A 17906-nucleotide genomic window follows, 5' to 3' on the forward strand; every position below is an offset into this window, starting at 1 on the left:
AGGTGATGGAAAAGCATTTACAAGAGAATCTATTTTTTGTTGACGATCGCTATACGATCGCTGATATTAGTTTATTCGCTTATACTCATGTTGCTGCTGAGGGAGGATTTGATTTAAACACTTTTCCTGCTATCCTGGCTTGGATAGAACGAGTTAAGTCTCAACCTCGCTATCTGGCGATCGCTGATTCTCTCAAATAAGCAAGTTAATGCGGATTTTTGTCTATGTCGGGATTAAATGGTTGGACGGAAGATTTTATTACTACGAATAGAATTAAATTGCATTATGTGACTCAAGGGGAAGGTCCTTTGATGTTAATGTTACATGGTTTTCCTGAGTTTTGGTATTCTTGGCGACATCAAATTCCGGAATTTGCGCGAAACTATAAAGTAGTTGCTTTGGATTTACGTGGTTATAACGATAGCGATAAACCTCAAGATCCGGAAGCTTATAAAATGGGTGAGTTAATCGAGGATGTTGAAGGTGTAATTAAAGGATTAGGCTATGAAAGTTGCGTTTTGGTAGGTCATGATTGGGGAGGTGCGATCGCATGGTGTTTCGCTTATGAATTTCCCCAGATGGTGGAAAAATTGATTGTGATGAATATTCCCCACCCTGCTTTATTTACCGAAGCAATTCGCAGTAATCCTCAACAAATGTTGCGTAGCTGGTATATCTTATTTTTTCAGTTACCTGGGCTACCAGAATTTTTGTTGCAGTGGAATGACTACAATGCGATCGCGGCTGCTTTTCAAAATCTGGCTATTGACAAAAGTGCCTTTACCTGGTCTGATTTAGAAGCTTATAAAGATGCGGCGGCGAAACGCGGCGCGCTGACAGCAATGCTAAACTATTATCGCCATGCTTGGAGTAGCTTTTCTAGTTCCTTAGAGTGGGAAGTATTAGATTTACCTACTTTAATGATTTGGGGTGAAGAAGATACTGCTCTCGCTAAAGAGTTAACTTATGGTACAGAAGCTTATGTTAATCATTTAACTATTAAATATATCCCGAATTGTAGTCATTGGGTGCAACAGGAACAACCTTTATTAGTTAATCAATATATGAGAGAATTTCTTACAGAGTCTTCTGCTAGCTAAGAATTGAAGTCAAGATAAAGCCGATGAGTGAAAATAAATTAGGAGTTTGTCCAGTTTGTGGGGTGAAAATCTTACGAGGAGATTTAGTCATCTTTTCTTATGGGGCAAAAGGAAATAGAATTAAACTTTGGGAACGAGTTTGTCAATATGCGACTAAACCTGGTTGTATTAATCCTCATCCTAATTCAGATAATAATTCGTAATTAACGACTTTTGTCCGAAAATTTTAGCCGGGGATCGAGATTAAAAACTATTTTTTCAGTTAAGGCTTGTACTTATCGTTCAAATTAAAAAAACTTATCAAAATATTTTGCGATCGCACCAAGCGCAAACTTTTCTTTCCTAAGACTAGACACATTCTGGTTTGTGAAATAAAATAATTATATTACTCGCAAAAAATCAATAAAATTATTTTTTCCCTCTGCCAAAAGGTCAAATTCGCTACAACTTTTTCCAGTTATTGACTACAACATTGCTAAAGAAACATCTTAACAAAAAAACTGTCATACTTTTTACTGCCCTAGGTCGATTATTAGGGGATTTATTCTCCCCCAGAAGACTGAAGGAGTTTTTGAGTAAGTAGTTGTAAGGTGTATGTCAACTCGATCGCATTCAGAGAGAGAAAATTATGTCAAAAAATAAAATAGGAATCTGTCCAGCTTGTGGAGTAAAAATAGTAGCAGGAGACAAAGTTCTGTTTTCTTTTGGACCTCCAGGAACTAGATCGAGATTGTGGGCACGTGTTTGCCAATTTGCCAAAAAACCAGGTTGTATTAACCAAGATAAAGAAGCAATTGGCGAAATTAACAAACTAGATTATTACGGAGATCCTGATGAATTACCATTGCCCGAAGGAAAAGAACTTCCCGAACCATTACCCGCAGTAGTTTCGGGTATGATGGGATCGAAAGGCAAGTAAGTATTTAAGACTTTTGTCGTTTTGTCGGCAAAAACTGCTTGAGAATCTCCTGCGGTTTTCGATCCCAAGTGTCGAGGTGTTCGTAAATTAAACCCTCTTCATTCATTTTATAAGTCGAATTACCGTTGAAAAATACTTTTGCTTGCCAGGGAACGCGCAAAGTACCGCGCACTGTCCAATCTACTTTAATTACATCTTTCGCTGCTTGGCGAATATTATGAACGTCAAAGTAGATTTCGCGAAAAAAGAGTTGAGCGTGAAAGCGTAACGTCCAGAAAATAATCCGGTAATTAAATTTGTATTTAAATGTATTTACCGGGTCGTTGAAATAAATATCTGGGGTGTAAATATCGTAGCTAATATCCTCTGCAAATAAAGTAGGTAAATCTTTTTGCAAGGTAGCAAGATTTTTTTCTACCCTTGCTTGATATTCGCTTTCACTCAATTCTGGACTTTCCGAAACAGTCATCTTCAATCCTTAAACTATGTCGTCCTAATTCGACGATATCGCGCTTCTACCCACATATAAATCCCGTAAGCCACTAAACCGAGGGCGACTATTCCCAAGAGAAACTTACCAAACGGTTGCTGTGCTAAAGTTTGTAAGGCTCCATCGAGTCCTCTTGCTTCGCTAGGATCGTACTGATAAGCTGCTTGTAAGAGGAAAAAGCCAATCATGGTTAAAACTACTCCTTTTGCAGCCAAACCAAACCTACTGATGCGAACAGCCCATTTTTCTTGTTCGAGATTTAACTCACTTAAATTGAGCTTTTTGCGGAATTTAACACTATAAGCTTTATATAGCATATAGAAACCAACACCGATCGCGATCGCGCCACCAATTCCGACTAACCAACGCCCAAAAGGTTGCTGCATTACCTTTGCTGTCCAATCTTGAGTAGAATCACCACTACCACCACCTTGACTCGAACCCATCGCCAGTAGCGCTGCATTGAAAGCTAAACCTGCATACAAAATTCCGCTACCTACATATCCTAAACGAGCCGCAATACCCTTGGCATCTGTACCCTTATTATCCGGATCTTTAATCGCTTCGACAAAGCGCCAAAGTACATAACCACACAAACCAATAGCCACTAAAACCAACAAAAATTGACCGAATGGTTGCGCGGCGATCGTTTGCAGCGCGCCTTTAGTCCCCGTCGTTTTCCCACCAGCGCTAAAAGCTGCCATTACTGCTAGTATACCAACGATCGCATAAACTACTCCTTTGGCTGCATAACCAAATCTTGCCAGTTTTTCAACCCACATTAAATCCTCCTTCGCCCCAGTTTCTTCTTCTCGGCGACTCTACAACTATGCGTTTTTCTAACTACGGAGGATAGGTCAAATTACACTGTATTTGCATCCACCCAACTACTTAGCTTTCTTTCTAGGTAAAGAAACACTAACGATGGAAGCAAAAAAAAGCAGTTTTTGTTAAGATTAGAAATCCCGATTAAAAAATTTCGGTAGCAGAATCAAACTACTCAAACAAGTAATATTTCTGCTTACCGCAATATCTGCAAATAAATTCTAGCATTTTCCCCAGCATCGAGGATGTCAATCGCCGCCGTAAGTTCCCGCAGTAACTTTCCCGCGAAAAACGACGTAAGAATAGATATTGTAGAAAATCATCACCGGAATCAATGCCCCAATCAAGATAATCATAAATACTAACGCGCTGGGGTCGGCTGCGGCTTCGTAAATCGTAATCTCTGTCGGGATAATGTAGGGAAATACAACTAATGCTAGTCCAATGAACGTCAGCAAAAACAGCAAAATTGTCCAGACAAAAGGTGTTCTTTCTTCTTTACGGTTGAGACTTTGTAACAGTAGCCAAATTAAGAGAACTCCCAATAAAGGAATCAGGGCGAAAATATAAATTTGCGGCGGATTTAAGAGGCGAATTCTCGCGTAGCCGTAGAAAATTGGAGTGGCGATGGTAATCAAAATTGCCCCAATTAAGGTAGTTATCGCAGCAATTTTAGCAGTTTTGTAATGAGTTTCTTGTAACTCGTCGCTAGTTTTCCAAACGAGATAAGTGGAACCAATTAAAACATAACCTTGAATTAAAGTTAAGGCTACTAAAACAGAAGGTAAATTTAACCAGTCCCAAGTAGTACCAATAAAATGACCAGCTTCATCTACTTTTATTCCGGCAAGTACACCACCAAGGGCAAATCCTTGACCGAGGGCGGCGATAAAACTACCAATTCCAAAAGCAAGATTCCAAAACCATTTCCGATTAGCTTGTTCGCGAAATTCAAAAGCTACGCCGCGAAAGATAAAGCCAAATACCATTAAGATAATGGGGATATAAAGGGCGTTTAAAATTGTCGCGTAAGCGAGAGGAAATGCGCCGAATAAACTACCACCCATGAGAACTAACCAGGTTTCGTTAGCATCCCAAACGTTGCTAAGGCTAGTCATTAAAATGCCTCGACGTTCTTCATTTGAAGCAGTAAGGGAAAGAATACCAACGCCGAGGTCAAATCCATCTAGCATGATGTAGAGGAAGAGAAATAAAGCGAGGATGAAAAACCAGACTTGCGGAAGAAAATAAGTTAGGGTTTCCATGTGTTTTTTTCTTGATTAATTGATTGTGGAGTTTTAGTTTTAGGCAGGATTTAATTTATTCGCTAATCTTGTCGGGAGAAGAAAGAAAGATTCTGTTTAATCCCACCAGAGAAATAAAAGTTTTTCCTTTGATAAAGAGTCTACTACCCTTTTTGGACTATCACAATCAGGACAAAATTCATAAACTTCCTCAGAAAAAGCTTTTAAATCTTCTGGAAGTTTAATAAAGTGTAGTTCTACCCAATCATTTCCAGCACCAACAACACTGAAGGAATATTTCTGTTTCCATCCTTCTAGTTTGCGGATAATGTCAACAGTTGAAAGCTCATAGTTAGCGGCATTAGTTTGTCTTACCCAAAGTAAAGGACTCGCATCTTCTGCTTTAAAAAATACTACCATTGCCTTACCAACATATCTTTCGATTGCGGTATCAAAGCCTAACCCAAAGATATGACAGTAGTCCAATGGAGATACAGCTGTAACGAGTGCCTGATAGCCTTGTGCAGCTAGCTGTGACTGTAGGGATAGAACCAAATGGCGCGATGTTTCTCTGGCGGCTTCTCTCTGTAAAAATAAATCCATTGGTTCTACTCGTTCTCGTATCTCGGACGATATGTTATTGAGGTAGTTATCCAAATCTCCGGGTATCAGGGCAGACATAACATCTAATTCTAGTCGCAACCACTGCAACCCGTCTTCTTCTTCGTCATCAGGTTCTACTCGTCCTGGAAAACTGGTTTCTGCAAATTCTTGTTTTACTGCCCATCCTTTGAGTGTAAACGGTGTCACTGGAACCGATACTAATGCTTCGATAATAACTAAGATTTCTCTGGCGATCGCGTTATCTTCTCTCGCTTGACTCATAGCCGATTTTTCCCATTTTTTTAGATTTCCTCAATTGGGGCAACCACGGAGGGTTGCCCCTACTGTTTGGCTTCGACGGGGCGTTCGTCGGGAATGAATTGTCCGGGTTTGGTATCGACGGCGGGTTTGGTTTCTACGCCCGGTACTGGTAAGTCTAATCTTGGTCCGCGACGAATGATGCGACTGCCGAAGTAGAGGGCGGTAAAAAAGAGTAAGGTGTAGGTAACTGCGAAGCCTGTTAAGGAGGTTAAAACGTTGCCTGGAGGCAGATTTGAGGCTGCGTCAACGGTACGAATTTGATTGTACACAATCCAAGGTTGTCGTCCTACGCAACGGACAATCCAGCCTGATTCTACCGCGATGTAGCCGAGGGGGGCGGCGAAAATCCAACCTGCTAATAGCCAGCGTTGTTGGTTGATGTTGTCTGGGGAAAGTTTACCTCGCAGCCATTGAATGACGGTGAGGAACATTAATCCGGCGAAGAAGAAGCCGATCGCGATCATGATGCGGAAGGCATAATAAATTAAACCTACCATGTGCGGTCGGTCTTCAGGTTTGTATTCTTTTAAGCCTTGGACGGGTTCGGATAAATTGGGTTTGAGTTCGAGAATGTAGCCCAAGGCGTTTGGTACTTTGATTTCCCAGTCGTTTGCTTCGGCTTTTTCGTTGGGAATGGCGACTAAACTCCAGTCTGCGGGTTGTCCGGCGGGAACTGTGTCCCAAAGTGCCTCCATTGCTGCCATTTTGGTCGGTTGTCGGTGATATACTTGTTCGCCACTGAGGTGTCCGACGTAAATTTGGAGTGGGGCTACGGCGATCGCTACTGCTAAGACGATTTTAAATGCTTTACTGAAGAAGGCTTCGTTACGTTTGTTGAAGATGTACCAGGCGCTAATTCCACCAATTACAAATAAGGATGTTTCTAATGTGGCGAGAAACATATGAGATACGCTTACTGCCATGAAGGGATTTAAAATTGCTTGGAAGTAGTCAAGAACGATATATTCGCCATCAATTAATTCCACGCCAGCAGGTGTTTGCATCCAAGAATTGGCGGTTAAAATCCAAAATGTTGATAAGTTTGCGCCCAAGGCAACAAAAATGGTGGCGAGAAAGTGAATAATCGGATTTACTCGTTCCCAGCCGAAGACCATAATACCTAAAAAAGCTGCTTCGAGCATGAATGCCCAAGATGCTTCAAAGCCGATTACGCTACCAAAAAAGTTACCGACTGCTTCGGAAAATGGCGCCCAATTTGTGCCAAACTGAAATTCCATTGGTATCCCTGTGGCTACGCCAATTCCGAAGTTGAGAACGTACAGCTTTGACCAGAAGCGGGCGTGATAGTAGTAGTCAGGATTGCGTGTTTTTAGCCAGATTGCTTCGACGATAACTAAATAAATTCCTAAGCCTGTAGTTAATACGGGCCAAAGCATATGGAAGATTGCTGTGAGTGCGAATTGCATTCGCGACAGCACTACGGTGTTAGAGAGAAATTCCATATTTTTAGTCAGTGTAAAGAGAACTTTTTAGGGCGAAACATTTTTTATTATGGCGTACAAATGATTTTCTTACCTAATTCTGGGAAATTTTTTTTGTTCTTTTGATTTACTGACTTTAAAGGATTAATTTACCATTATAATTGAAATTGTTTTATTTGTCAAAAGACGACCTGTCAATGTTAAAAATTGAGGTAAAATTTCGAGGTAAAATCGATTTTTATTGAAGTGAATGGAGAAATTGATATTTTTTCTTGTTAAGAAAAAAAGAAAGCAAATACAACAATTTTTTTGAAAAATAAAAAACGGCGATCGCGGCTTTTGTAAGTACCGAAAATAGCAAAATTGCGCTCAATGTTTGGACGGCAAAGAAAGACTTCCTCGTTTAATTTGTTCGCGTTCGATTGCTTCAAAAAGAGCGCGAAAATTACCTTCACCGAAGCCTTTGGCTTGAGAACGTCGCTCAATTAACTCGAAAAAGAACGTTGGTTGAGGGAAAATAGGCTGGGTAAAAATTTGCAAAAGTAACGGCGATCGCTGGTGTCTCTCACCGAGTTCTTGACAGTCTAGCAAAATTTGTTGCTCCGCGATCGCCTCCCACTCATCTGCAACTAAATTTAACTCTGGATGTCGCTGTTGAAGCTCGGTATAATAACTGTTTGGTACTTCTAAAAAAGCTACCCCAGCTTGACGTAACTTAGCCGTTACTTTGACAATTTGCGGTGTTTGTAAAGCAATATGTTGAATTCCCGCACCTCGGTTAACATCCAGAAACTCTTGAATTTGTGAATTAGGCGAAACTGGTTCATTCACGGGCAATTTTACACCACTTGCCGGATGAATCAAAACCTGAGAATATAAACCTGAGCGATCGGTTTCGATCTGAAAAGTCTGCTCTGGTTCAAAGCCAAAAACTCTTTGATACCAATCCACCGTTTCGGTTAACTTTCCCTTCGCTACATTCAAAACTACGTGATCGATACCTGTAAAATAACTGCGATCGGATTCCCTTGAGTGTACTCGATAATCAAAACAAGTTGATTGAGAATCAGGAGTTGACATTTTCCCAGTCCCCAATTCCCACTCACCAGTCCCCAATTGGCGATCGCATTCCGTTAAAGTATGACGTAAACCAGCGATACTGAGAATTTGACTTGATTTGATCGAACCTTGAGGAAATTGGCGTTGCTGAATTGGCTGAAGAAGCTTTGCACCAGAAGCAATAGCTTTAGCGATCGCCCTTTCTAAATTTTCCACCACAAAAGCAAGATCGGCAATTCCCGGCGGATGCTGCTGTAAATACTCAGCCACCGGGCTATCCTGAGTTAAAGGCGAAGACAAAACAAACTTAACTGCACCATTTTGCACTACTTCTGTCTGCGTATGGCGATTTTTGCCACTAGCTACCGACTGAAAGCCCATTTTCCGCACAAACCACCATCGCCACAATGAGGCATTTTCGACGTAGAAATGAATATAGCCTATTTTCATACTCGATTCAGTCTGAGAGCTTCTTTGTTGTCAATTCTCCCTGGTTTTGGGCGAGGAATGGTCACTCTCTAGACAGAATAACGCCAAATTCACAAAAATAAGTGACTTTCTGGCTGAATATTAGTTAGCCAAACCGCCCTTGCACATAATCACGGGTACTTTCATGAATAGCAGAAGTAAAAATCTCGACAGTCTTACCACATTCAACCATATGTCCGACGCGACTTTCATCAGTATTGAAGAAAGCCGTATAATCCGAGACACGAGAAGCCTGCTGCATATTATGAGTTACAATCGCAATTGTCAGACGCGATCGCAAACTTTGGATCAATTCCTCAACTCTCCGAGTCGAAATTGGATCTAACGCCGAACAAGGTTCATCCATTAATAATACCTTCGGTTCCACCGCCAAAGCACGAGCGATACAAAGACGTTGTTGCTGTCCCCCAGAAAGCGTTAAAGCCGACTTATTTAAACCATCTTTAACCTCATCCCAAAGTGCCGCATTTCGCAAAGCAGTTTCGACAATTTCGTCTAATTCCACTCTTTTTTGCGGACTAAAAATCTTCACGCCATAAGCAACATTATCGTAAATACTACTCGGAAAAGGATTTGGTTTCTGAAACACCATACCTATTTTCCGACGCAAGCGATTAATATTAACTCGTTTGTTATATATATCCTGTCCAAAAAATTCTACTTTTCCAGTTACTTTTACCTTACCTTCTAATTCGCCAATCCGGTTAAGTGCTTTGAGAAAAGTAGATTTACCGCAACCTGAAGGTCCAATTATTGCTGTAATCTGTTGTTGGGGGATATCCATTGATATCTCTTGCAACACTTTTTTGTTTCCGTAGTAAAAGTTTAAGTCTTTCACTCGCAAAGCTGGTGTTTCTGCTAAATTTATTTCCGGTTTAACTTTTCGTTCAAATTGCATTTTAAATATTTCAATAACAGTTTCTTTATTCATCTATTAGCAATTTCTTTAACCTACTAACTGCTACCTGCTAACTGATAACTGGTAACTGCTAACTGATAACTGATAACTGATAACTGGTAACTGGTAACTGCTAACTGCTACCTGCTACCTGATAACTGCTACCTGCTAACTGCTACCTGATAACTGCTACCTGATAACTGGTAACTGCTACCTGCTAACTGCTACCTGCTAACTGCTAACTGCTACCTGATAACTGCTAACTGGTAACTGGTAACTGGTAACTGATAACTGCTACCTGATAACCGTTTATCTTTGCCAAGGTTTACTGGTAACTAAACGAGACAAAATACTGGTAATTAAGACCAAGGTAATCAAAACCAAGCCAGCAGTCCAAGCCATTGCATTTTGGTCTTTAAAAGGCGAAGTAGAGTAATTGTAAATCAAAACCGACAAAGAAGGAGTAGGAGTCAAAAGTGTTTCGGGAATTCCTTGAATTACTGTAATTTTATCCATTCCTTCCGGTAAATTAAATAACATTTTTAATTGTTCAACCAGAGGTGGCCAAAAGTTACTAGAAAGTGCAGTAAAAAGTAAGGGTGCAGTTTCTCCAGCCGCACGCGCGATCGCTAGTAAAACCCCTGTAGTAATCGCCGGAAGTGCAGCAGGAATAATAACACGAAAAACCGTTTGAAAACGCCCACCTCCCAAAGCAGCAGAAGCGAGACGATACTGAGTAGGAATTAGCTTCAAAGATTGTTCGGTAGTCAGAGCAATAATTGGTAACATAATGATACCTAAAGCAAAGCCTCCAGCTAAAGCAGAAAAGCCAAAAGCGAGGACAACAACACCGTAAGCAAAAACACCAACTATAATCGAAGGAACGCTGCTTAAAATAACGATAATAAAACGAACAATTTCTGCGATCGCGTCTCCTGGTTGGGAAATTTCTGCTAAGAATACTCCAGTCATTATCCCCAAGGGAACGCTAATTAAACAAGCAATTCCTACCATTGTCAGTGTCCCAATAATCGCATTCGCAAAGCCATTTGGTTCGTCTTCTACTCCTGCGGGTGCAGGAAGAGAAGTTAAAGCTTCCCAACTTAATTGAGGTAGTCCCTGATGAACAATCTCGAATAAAATTGCTAATAAAGGTAACAAGGAAATCGCCGTAAAAATTAAAGCAATTGCTGTCATTCCCCAAGTAAATAAATTTCTAGTCAAAGATAAAGGTTGAGTTAGTTCATTTTCTAAAAATTTATCCGTTGTCATCTTTGTTTTTTCAGTCCAATTAGTTGCACCATCAAAACCGCGATCGCGTTCACAATTAAGGTAATCGCAAATAAAATTAAAGCGAGATACATTAAAGCACCAATGTGCAATTTGTCAAGGGCTTCGGGAAATTGATTTGCTAAAACAGCCGGAATTGTATAACCCGGAGCTAACAGCGAAGGACTAATATTAATCGAGTTACCAATCACCATTGTCACCGCCATTGTTTCGCCTAAAGCACGTCCCAAAGCGAGGATAACTGCACCTAAAATACCTGCACCAGCCGTGGGTAACAAAATGCGACAAATTGTTTCCCAACGAGTTGCACCAAGAGACATTGAAGCACTGCGTAATTCAGTGGGAACTGCTAATAAAACTTCGCGACTAATTGCCGCAATTGTTGGTAAAATCATAATTGATAATAGTACCCCAGCCGCAAACATTCCAATGCCAAAAGGTTCGGTGCTAAACAAAAAAAGCCAGTTAAAATTATCGTAAAGCCATTGTTGAAAAGGAGTAATAAAAGGAACTAAAACAAAAATTCCCCACAAACCCACAATTACACTAGGAATAGCCGCAATTAATTCCACCAAAAAACCCAACGGCGATCGCACCCAGATCGGTAAAAAATTCTCGCTGGTAACAATTGCTACAGACAAACCCAAAGGAATGGCGATCGCCAGCGCTAATGCTGAAGTCACCAAAGTACCATAAATAAAAGGTAAAGCACCAAACTCCTCAGCGCTAATATTCCACTGGGTATTCCAGAGAAAGTCTAAACCAAAATCGGCGATCGCCGGACGAGCATCTTTAAAGACAATCCAACTCATCCACAGCAGCACCCCAGCGCTAGCAACTAAAGCAAAAATCCAGACTAAACTAATAAATAACTTATCTTGCCAAATTTTTTCTCCTTTTGTATCACTCAAATTTAAATCATTTTCTGCATAAAAACTGCTCAATTTATCAGTTTGCTCGGAAAAATTCATCTTATTTACTCAGAAAATTCGCAATTGAGGACATCTCCTAGAGGGAAATGTCCCCAACACTACAACAAACAATTTTAGTTTCTAGGGACGAGCAGAAACTTCTTGTTTCATGGTATTAATTGCCCGTTGAGCAACAGATTGAGGAATGCGAGTATAGTGAAGCTGACCGTTAATATTTTGACCGTCAGTTAAAATCCACTCAACCATTTCTTCAATTGCTCGCTCTTTCGCCACATTTTCATACTCTTCTTTCAGCAACAGCCAAGTTACACCCACAATCGGATAACCATCTTCAGGATCGTCAGAATTAGCTGTAGTAAAATCTGGATTAAAGCGGATATTTTCTAAAGCTTTATCGGCATTTGCATCCGTAGGTTTAAGATACTGACCAGCTTTATTTTCCACTGCTGCCATATTCAAGTTATTTTCAAAAGCATAGTCTGCTTGAACATAGCCAATAGCACCTTCATTTTGCTGAACAACCGCCGCAACTCCAGCATTTTTAGCACCACCTAAAGTCGTCCCGGGCCAACTAGGAGCTTTGTCAGCAGCAATACTAGAACCAATCGCATTTAAATGGCTAGTAAAAATATAAGTTGTACCGCTACCATCCGAGCGTACGGCAACTCTAATTGGCTTATTTGGTAAGTTAACACCAGGGTTATCAGCACTAATTCTGGAGTCATTCCAACGAGTAATTTTACCTTCAAAAATAGCAGGTAAAGTTTCGCGAGACAGCTTGAGATTGCTAACACCTGGTAAATTATAAACTACCGCTACAGCACCACCAGCCGTCGGAACCATCACCATTCCTTTCTTCATCTGGCTTTTCTCACCTTGCTCCGGTGGTGCATCGCTACCAGCAAAATCAACCGTATCAGCGATAAACTGCTTAATTCCGCCACCGCTACCGATAGCTTCGTAATTGACCCGAAGACCTTTTTTCTGGCGAATTTCGTTAAAATAGCGATCGTAAAGTGGCTTAGGAAATGATGCTCCTGCGCCATTAAGAGTAATATTTGCTTGGGCGGTAAAAAATTCTTCTTCTGAAACTACTTCTGAATAGTTTACCGCTCCAGAAGTTAAAGAAACAGTTACAGCCGCTACTGAAACGGCAACAGCGCGGCGCAAAGTAGTCGTCAGGAAAATCATATTTTTTCTCGATAATTAGGATCGAGTGATAGAGAATTCCGACTTTAAGACTATCGAAATGTTTTTAAGGAAAAGTAAGCGAACAAATAAGCTTTTATTAAATTAAAGTTAATCGAAGTTTAAGAAATGATTTGTCTTTTATATTTGCCTTTGTTAACTGAACTTTTTCCAACAATTATCTTAAAATTAAATTTATCTTTATTATTATTACTACTGCTGTAAATTTGCTACTTGTTTTTCTTCGCCAATTACAGTTTCATAAAGTTATATCGCCCTCAGTGCCACCATGAACCCGCCATTCTTCCTCAAAAATTTACCCAAGCCAGTGCGAATCTTATTTCGCCCGATGCTGTTTATCTCCTTGGGATTACACATCGCCCTACTAATGCTTCCCATTCCTTCTGACTCAAAAAAAGCGAAAATAGAACCTCTTGAAGCCGAAAAAGAATCAGAAGTAAAGATTACCAAGTTACCACCAAAAACCTCTCCCTCACCAACTCCTAAAGCTTCTCCCCAAGCCTCTATTTCACCAACTCCCAAACCATCGCCAACTGTCTCTCAAGCCAAACCGACTCCCCGACAATTAGCAAACCAACTCATAACTCGACCAAAACCAACCCCGACACCCACACCAACTCCAGAAACCAAGCCAACTCCAACCCCAACCCCAACTCCAGAAACCAAAACAACCCCAACCCCAACACCAACCCCAGAAACCAAAACCACACCAACGCCAACTCCGACACCCACACCAACCCCAGAAACTAAGTCAACTCCAACACCAACGCCAACTCCAACACCGACACCCACGCAAACAACTTCCTCGACTCCATCCCAAAGTCTCGAAGATTTCATTAGAGAATTTCCTACTTATAAACAAGCCCAGCCAGGTTCAGGAGAAATTTTGCGCCCTGAATTTGATGAATCTGCTTATATTTACAATACAACTGATAAATTAGAGCAAGTAGCCGACACTTTCGAGTCAAACCTTTTACCAGAAAAAGAATATAACGCCCAACTAACTACAGACGAAAATAATTTTAAAGTTCTTACAGTATCTAAAGGCAAAATAACTCAATATCTACACCTAATTTCTCAAGGGGAAAAAGTGGCTTTCTTGCTTTTGGATAAAACCTATAACTTAGACGCGCTCAAAACTGCTAAAACGGGAGAAGTTGACTTTAATAAAACAGCATTTATCATGATTGTTTCAGAATTAGAAAAGCAGTATGAAGAAGGAACAACTCCCGTTGACCGCAGTCTTCTCAATGAAGGTAGTAAATTTCAAAATTCTGACAAATTCGATTTCCGAGTAATGACCGGAGCGCCTTTTCTCAATCCTCCTACAAAACAAGAACTTATTGATTCTTTGGGTCGTTTGTTACAGCAGGGAGAAGTTAACTTTAACTTTGAAGAAGTAGGTACTTACGGAGGCGGTTCTTTGTATAAAGTATCGCGGGAAACCTTTGAGATTTATGTTATTTTTGCACCTGCTGGAGATAGAACGGCGATAATTATTGCTGATGAATACCCTCGCTAGCTCTCACTTTCTATAGCTAGGGAAACGTTTTCGCCGCCGATATCTTTCATTTCTACTAATAACTGGATGACTTGTTCGTAAGGGACTTGATTGTCAGCTTTGAGTAAAACTGCACCTCGATTATTTTCGTTTAAATAAGCTTGTATTTGAGTAAATAACTGTTCTTTTGTTAAAGGTTGTTCGTTTTGAAAAATGCCTGATGCTGTTAATTCTACTAAATAAGGTTCGGGTAAGTCTTCTAGTGGTTCGTCGCTAGCTTCTGTGTTAGTTGGTAGCTGCACGTCTACGGCTAATTCGTTAAGTAAGGTGGTGGAAATTAAGACAAAAAATGCCAATACTGCCATCATTACGTTTAACATGGGGATGAGGTCGATGGTGGGTATTTTTGAGTTTTCTTGTCTGGTTTTAAAGCGCATAGTTTGTCTTTAGTTAGTTTTGCTTTTGAGGCGGAGCCTCTAGAGGGTGTTACTACGCGGAGCATGGTAACAAGAATTTACCTCGTTTCTCGGCTCTACTTTTTCTGAGAGGCGGAGCCTCTAGAGGGTGTTACTACGCGGAGCATGGTAACAAGAATTTACCTCGTTTCTAGGCAGAGCCTAGAAATGCTAAATTAGAGGCGGAGCCTCCTGTGAATATTCGAGGCGGAGCCTCTAGAGGGTGTTACTACGCGGAGCATGGTAACAAGAAAAATTGTAACAAGAGGCAGAGCCTCTAGATGGTGTTACCACGCGGAGCATGGTAACAAGAATGGCGCATTTGTCTCGTTTCTTGGCTCTGCCGAGAAATGCTGATTTTGAGGCTCTGCCTCTTGTATTCGAGGCGGAGCCTCGCTAAGATGTTACCACGCGGAGCATGGTAACAAGAATGAGGAGATTTAATTTAACTTCTTTGAATGGAAAGAGAAACGGAATCTCCGCCTATTTCTCCCATTTTTCTGAGTAACTTTTCTACTTGTTGGTATTCTAACTCGCGGTCGGCTTTGAGAACGATCGCGCCGTTAGGGTTTTCAGCGAGATATGCTTGCATTGCTTCAGCTAATTCGGCTTCGTCGATTATCCGATTTTCAAGTAAAATATCGCCTTCTAAGCTTAAGCCGACTACTAATTTTTTTTGAATTTCTTGTTCGCTAACTCCTCCTTCTCCAGCTTCTGTTCCCGGTACAATAATATTACCAATTCGTTGACCTGTTAAGCCCATTGAGGTAATAATAAAAAATGTCAAAACTGACATTAATACGTCTAACATGGGAACGAGGTTAACTTCTGGTAATGAGGAACCTGGTTGTTGATTTTTAAAGCGCATATTTAATGATTTCATCAAGTAAGAAGGTTCTTGAGATTCTGACGCTCCTAACGTCGCTATCGCTGCGCGTCACGCTTCGCTCAGAATGACAGGATAGAAATTTGCTTATTAATCAAGGTTCTTCGCTTCATTTGATTTCGCTTAGAATGACAGTCTTGAGATTCTGACGCTCCTAACGTCGCTATCGCTGCGCGTCACGCTTCGCTCAGAATGACAAATAAAACAAATTAAGAATAAAAATTAACTTGTTAATATTCTTCGAGGGAAACGGAATCATTGGGGTAGGAATTGGCGGGAGGTAAAGAAGCTGGATTTTCTTGGGCTTGTGCTTTTTCTTCGAGATAAGGTTCGTACCAAATTTGACGATAAATTAATTCTAATTCGCTACCAACTTCGGAAAAGTAATCCATTTGACGGGCTTGTAAAGTAACTAAAATTCGGAAAATTATTAAAGCAACAATTGCGACAACCATTCCGGCGGCGGTAGTTAGTAATGCTTCGCCAATACCTGCGGCAACTTGGGCATTTTCCTCGACGGAACCGCCTCCGCCAATGTTAAGGTTGTTAAACGTATTAATCAATCCTGTCACGGTTCCGAGTAAACCTAAGAGAGGCGCGATCGCAATTACGGTTTCTAGGAATTTGTCTCCTCGGCGCATTTTGATGAATTCTTTGTCTCCGGCGGCTTCCATCGCTAAACGAAAGGTTTCTGGTGTGGGGCGTTTCAGCTTGAGTGGGGCGTAGAGGAAGCGTCCAATGGGCAAAAAACGGGCATATTCGGCGATTTCTGCGGCTTTTCGCAAGTCAAAACCCGCCGCTTCGAGCACGTCGCGCACGATGCGATCTTCTTGGGTGAGCAGTCGAAACCAAAACCAAGCTCGCTCTAAGCCACTGGCGATCGTTAGCACTGATAATGCTAAGATGGGCCACATCACGGGTCCGCCTTTGAGAAATTCGTCGAATAAGATTCGTGGTGCTTCTTCTATTGTTGCTGGAGACTGTAAGAATAAGTACATTGACTGTAGAGCAAGTAAATTAATCATTTCATTCGACTAGCATATCCGATCTGTTTCTGCTCGTGGATTAAGGAAAAGTTAACAATTTGGCTGGGAAAATGGAGGTTAAACTGTTTTTTACTTCGGTTTGGGAATTAAGTTAGCTAAGAGGATCGTAAATAATAACTACTTCTTGCTTTTTTCCTTGTGGGTTAAGTTTTAATTTTGTACTCGATTGAATAAAATTACTTAGTTGAGAACCTAAGCCTAACTGTTTGATGATTATTCTCGGAGAAATTCCGTAAATACTTCTAAATTCTGTGCCTAAAATACCTAAAGAAATTTTCGTATCAGGATATTTAATTTGTAACTGGATAACGCATTTCAATAAAGCTTTTTCTAAGTCTTCTTTAGTGTTAATTTGGCTGACATTGGTGGTAGGAATAATAGCGCTAGTAGTTTCCGGATTTTCGGCTGCGCGTGGAAGCAAAGAATGCAAGTCTTGTTTGTTAGTTTCGTCGAGTGCTTTACCATTAGAACTATGACGATCGCTTTGGTGGTTTGATTGTTCTTGGCAAAGAGTAATTAGGTGAGATAATCGTTCTAGGCGAGAGGCGATCGCGTGATGTTCTGTTTGAATTAAGTTCTCGATTTTGGCGAAAACTTGCTCAAAATTGCTAATTTCAGCATTTTGGGCGAGAGAATAGGTCTTTGCCTGATTATTGCGACGGTTTTCGATGGTAATCTTGTCATTGTGTCTGATTACTCGATAAACAGTCAAGCCTTTATTTTGCAAATCATTACAAAGATGAGTTAAAATCCAATCGCTCGAACAGACAAAAACTTCCTTAACTGTGGGATACTGAAGGAAGATTGACGAACCAACAGCAATCATTTTTGCATCAGCGCTATCTTTCCCATTAGGAACATGAATTAATTGATAGCCGCGATCGTGAAAGTCTAGATCGTGTTTATTAATCGAGGAATTTTTCCAATTCGCAAAAGCAATTTTAACTTGTAGAGGATAGCGAGAAATACTCGCGAGAAAAGCTTCTCCTTGAGGGTCTAATTTAATATTTTCAATATCCAAAAGTAAAACAGCAATTCCTCTCGAAGAGGAAGCAACTTTTTCAATCAGCGAGATCTTGCAGCTTAAACAACGGTATCTCCTTCTCCCCTCACGAGATCCCGCTTGACTGATTTGGTTTGACCCACAACGGGGACATTTCATCTGTTCTTGCATCGATCGCTTCTCTTTTTCTTATC

General features: G+C 40.7%; 19 protein-coding genes. 5 read left to right on the forward strand and 14 right to left on the reverse strand.

The features are described from left to right. The 4 genes from G3T18_RS10065 to G3T18_RS10080 form a co-directional block, all read left to right on the forward strand. The coding region (locus G3T18_RS10065) for a glutathione binding-like protein (protein ID WP_224410422.1) at positions 1 to 200 on the forward strand (200 nt) is incomplete at its 5' end. Between the two features lie 24 nt (positions 201 to 224). Further along, positions 225 to 1100, forward strand: a complete 876-nt coding sequence (locus G3T18_RS10070) for an alpha/beta fold hydrolase (RefSeq protein ID WP_224410423.1) — start codon at positions 225 to 227, stop codon at positions 1098 to 1100. A gap of 23 nt (positions 1101 to 1123) precedes the next feature. Then, complete coding sequence (locus G3T18_RS10075) at positions 1124 to 1303, forward strand: hypothetical protein (RefSeq protein WP_224410424.1); 180 nt, start codon at positions 1124 to 1126, stop codon at positions 1301 to 1303. A 425-nt stretch (positions 1304 to 1728) separates the two neighbouring features. After that, a complete protein-coding gene (locus G3T18_RS10080) occupies positions 1729 to 2019 on the forward strand; it encodes a hypothetical protein (protein ID WP_224410425.1) in 291 nt (96 codons plus the stop codon). A gap of 4 nt (positions 2020 to 2023) precedes the next feature. Here the strand turns inward: G3T18_RS10080 and G3T18_RS10085 are convergent, their stop codons facing one another. The 10 genes from G3T18_RS10085 to pstS all read right to left on the reverse strand — a co-directional run bounded on the left by G3T18_RS10085 (position 2024) and on the right by pstS (position 12803). Beyond that, positions 2024 to 2488 (reverse strand): DUF2358 domain-containing protein, encoded by a 465-nt coding sequence (locus tag G3T18_RS10085; RefSeq protein ID WP_224410426.1) that lies wholly within the window; start codon positions 2486 to 2488, stop codon positions 2024 to 2026. A 14-nt stretch (positions 2489 to 2502) separates the two neighbouring features. Next, on the reverse strand, positions 2503 to 3291 hold the full coding sequence (locus G3T18_RS10090) for a DUF1206 domain-containing protein (protein WP_224410427.1): 789 nt from the start codon (positions 3289 to 3291) through the stop codon (positions 2503 to 2505). Positions 3292 to 3582: 291 nt separating this feature from the next. After that, complete coding sequence (gene cydB / locus G3T18_RS10095) at positions 3583 to 4599, reverse strand: cytochrome d ubiquinol oxidase subunit II (RefSeq protein ID WP_224410428.1); 1017 nt, start codon at positions 4597 to 4599, stop codon at positions 3583 to 3585. A gap of 96 nt (positions 4600 to 4695) precedes the next feature. Beyond that, the gene (locus G3T18_RS10100) at positions 4696 to 5463 is read right to left on the reverse strand and encodes a DUF4253 domain-containing protein (RefSeq protein ID WP_224410429.1); all 768 of its coding nucleotides are present in this window, start codon (positions 5461 to 5463) and stop codon (positions 4696 to 4698) included. Positions 5464 to 5522: 59 nt separating this feature from the next. Continuing rightward, positions 5523 to 6965, reverse strand: coding sequence for a cytochrome ubiquinol oxidase subunit I (locus tag G3T18_RS10105; protein ID WP_224410430.1), 1443 nt, complete (start codon positions 6963 to 6965; stop codon positions 5523 to 5525). A gap of 348 nt (positions 6966 to 7313) precedes the next feature. Next, positions 7314 to 8453, reverse strand: coding sequence for a 4-hydroxyphenylpyruvate dioxygenase (hppD, locus tag G3T18_RS10110; protein WP_224410431.1), 1140 nt, complete (start codon positions 8451 to 8453; stop codon positions 7314 to 7316). A gap of 124 nt (positions 8454 to 8577) precedes the next feature. Continuing rightward, on the reverse strand, positions 8578 to 9390 hold the full coding sequence (gene pstB, locus G3T18_RS10115) for a phosphate ABC transporter ATP-binding protein PstB (protein WP_224410480.1): 813 nt from the start codon (positions 9388 to 9390) through the stop codon (positions 8578 to 8580). A gap of 309 nt (positions 9391 to 9699) precedes the next feature. Continuing rightward, complete coding sequence (gene pstA / locus G3T18_RS10120; RefSeq protein ID WP_224410432.1) at positions 9700 to 10662, reverse strand: phosphate ABC transporter permease PstA; 963 nt, start codon at positions 10660 to 10662, stop codon at positions 9700 to 9702. Further along, positions 10659 to 11651 (reverse strand): phosphate ABC transporter permease subunit PstC, encoded by a 993-nt coding sequence (gene pstC, locus G3T18_RS10125; protein ID WP_224410433.1) that lies wholly within the window; start codon positions 11649 to 11651, stop codon positions 10659 to 10661. Before pstC ends, pstA begins: the two co-directional genes overlap by 4 nt. An 81-nt stretch (positions 11652 to 11732) precedes the next feature. Beyond that, positions 11733 to 12803, reverse strand: coding sequence for a phosphate ABC transporter substrate-binding protein PstS (pstS, locus tag G3T18_RS10130; RefSeq protein ID WP_224410434.1), 1071 nt, complete (start codon positions 12801 to 12803; stop codon positions 11733 to 11735). 286 nt (positions 12804 to 13089) lie between these two features. On the opposite strand from pstS, the gene G3T18_RS10135 reads away from it, so the two are divergent. Beyond that, positions 13090 to 14343, forward strand: a complete 1254-nt coding sequence (locus G3T18_RS10135; RefSeq protein WP_224410435.1) for a hypothetical protein — start codon at positions 13090 to 13092, stop codon at positions 14341 to 14343. Here G3T18_RS10135 and G3T18_RS10140 read toward each other — a convergent pair. The 4 genes from G3T18_RS10140 to G3T18_RS10155 all read right to left on the reverse strand — a co-directional run bounded on the left by G3T18_RS10140 (position 14340) and on the right by G3T18_RS10155 (position 17883). Beyond that, positions 14340 to 14759 carry an ExbD/TolR family protein gene (locus tag G3T18_RS10140; RefSeq protein WP_224410436.1) on the reverse strand — a complete coding sequence of 140 codons (420 nt, stop codon included), beginning with the start codon at positions 14757 to 14759 and terminating at the stop codon, positions 14340 to 14342. The genes G3T18_RS10135 and G3T18_RS10140 overlap by 4 nt on opposite strands. A gap of 463 nt (positions 14760 to 15222) precedes the next feature. Beyond that, the gene (locus tag G3T18_RS10145) at positions 15223 to 15660 is read right to left on the reverse strand and encodes an ExbD/TolR family protein (RefSeq protein WP_224410437.1); all 438 of its coding nucleotides are present in this window, start codon (positions 15658 to 15660) and stop codon (positions 15223 to 15225) included. 233 nt (positions 15661 to 15893) lie between these two features. Beyond that, positions 15894 to 16661: a MotA/TolQ/ExbB proton channel family protein gene (locus G3T18_RS10150; RefSeq protein ID WP_224410438.1), complete on the reverse strand. Its 768-nt coding sequence runs from the start codon at positions 16659 to 16661 to the stop codon at positions 15894 to 15896. Between the two features lie 139 nt (positions 16662 to 16800). Beyond that, the gene (locus G3T18_RS10155) at positions 16801 to 17883 is read right to left on the reverse strand and encodes an NYN domain-containing protein (protein WP_224410439.1); all 1083 of its coding nucleotides are present in this window, start codon (positions 17881 to 17883) and stop codon (positions 16801 to 16803) included. Between the last annotated feature and the right edge of the window lie 23 nt (positions 17884 to 17906).

This window comes from Oscillatoria salina IIICB1 (assembly GCF_020144665.1).
GTDB lineage: Bacteria > Cyanobacteriota > Cyanobacteriia > Cyanobacteriales > SIO1D9 > IIICB1.

Bases quoted from the DNA above. Each gene is read 5' to 3' on its own strand.
- G3T18_RS10070 (WP_224410423.1), top strand. From the start codon at position 225: ATGTCGGGATTAAATGGTTGGACGGAAGATTTTATTACTACGAATAGA.
- G3T18_RS10075 (WP_224410424.1), top strand. From the start codon at position 1,124: ATGAGTGAAAATAAATTAGGAGTTTGTCCAGTTTGTGGGGTGAAAATC.
- G3T18_RS10080 (WP_224410425.1), top strand. From the start codon at position 1,729: ATGTCAAAAAATAAAATAGGAATCTGTCCAGCTTGTGGAGTAAAAATA.
- G3T18_RS10085 (WP_224410426.1), bottom strand. From the start codon at position 2,488: ATGACTGTTTCGGAAAGTCCAGAATTGAGTGAAAGCGAATATCAAGCA.
- G3T18_RS10090 (WP_224410427.1), bottom strand. From the start codon at position 3,291: ATGTGGGTTGAAAAACTGGCAAGATTTGGTTATGCAGCCAAAGGAGTA.
- cydB (WP_224410428.1), bottom strand. From the start codon at position 4,599: ATGGAAACCCTAACTTATTTTCTTCCGCAAGTCTGGTTTTTCATCCTC.
- G3T18_RS10100 (WP_224410429.1), bottom strand. From the start codon at position 5,463: ATGAGTCAAGCGAGAGAAGATAACGCGATCGCCAGAGAAATCTTAGTT.
- G3T18_RS10105 (WP_224410430.1), bottom strand. From the start codon at position 6,965: ATGGAATTTCTCTCTAACACCGTAGTGCTGTCGCGAATGCAATTCGCA.
- hppD (WP_224410431.1), bottom strand. From the start codon at position 8,453: ATGAAAATAGGCTATATTCATTTCTACGTCGAAAATGCCTCATTGTGG.
- pstB (WP_224410480.1), bottom strand. From the start codon at position 9,390: ATGCAATTTGAACGAAAAGTTAAACCGGAAATAAATTTAGCAGAAACA.
- pstA (WP_224410432.1), bottom strand. From the start codon at position 10,662: ATGACAACGGATAAATTTTTAGAAAATGAACTAACTCAACCTTTATCT.
- pstC (WP_224410433.1), bottom strand. From the start codon at position 11,651: ATGAATTTTTCCGAGCAAACTGATAAATTGAGCAGTTTTTATGCAGAA.
- pstS (WP_224410434.1), bottom strand. From the start codon at position 12,803: ATGATTTTCCTGACGACTACTTTGCGCCGCGCTGTTGCCGTTTCAGTA.
- G3T18_RS10135 (WP_224410435.1), top strand. From the start codon at position 13,090: ATGAACCCGCCATTCTTCCTCAAAAATTTACCCAAGCCAGTGCGAATC.
- G3T18_RS10140 (WP_224410436.1), bottom strand. From the start codon at position 14,759: ATGCGCTTTAAAACCAGACAAGAAAACTCAAAAATACCCACCATCGAC.
- G3T18_RS10145 (WP_224410437.1), bottom strand. From the start codon at position 15,660: ATGAAATCATTAAATATGCGCTTTAAAAATCAACAACCAGGTTCCTCA.
- G3T18_RS10150 (WP_224410438.1), bottom strand. From the start codon at position 16,661: ATGTACTTATTCTTACAGTCTCCAGCAACAATAGAAGAAGCACCACGA.
- G3T18_RS10155 (WP_224410439.1), bottom strand. From the start codon at position 17,883: ATGCAAGAACAGATGAAATGTCCCCGTTGTGGGTCAAACCAAATCAGT.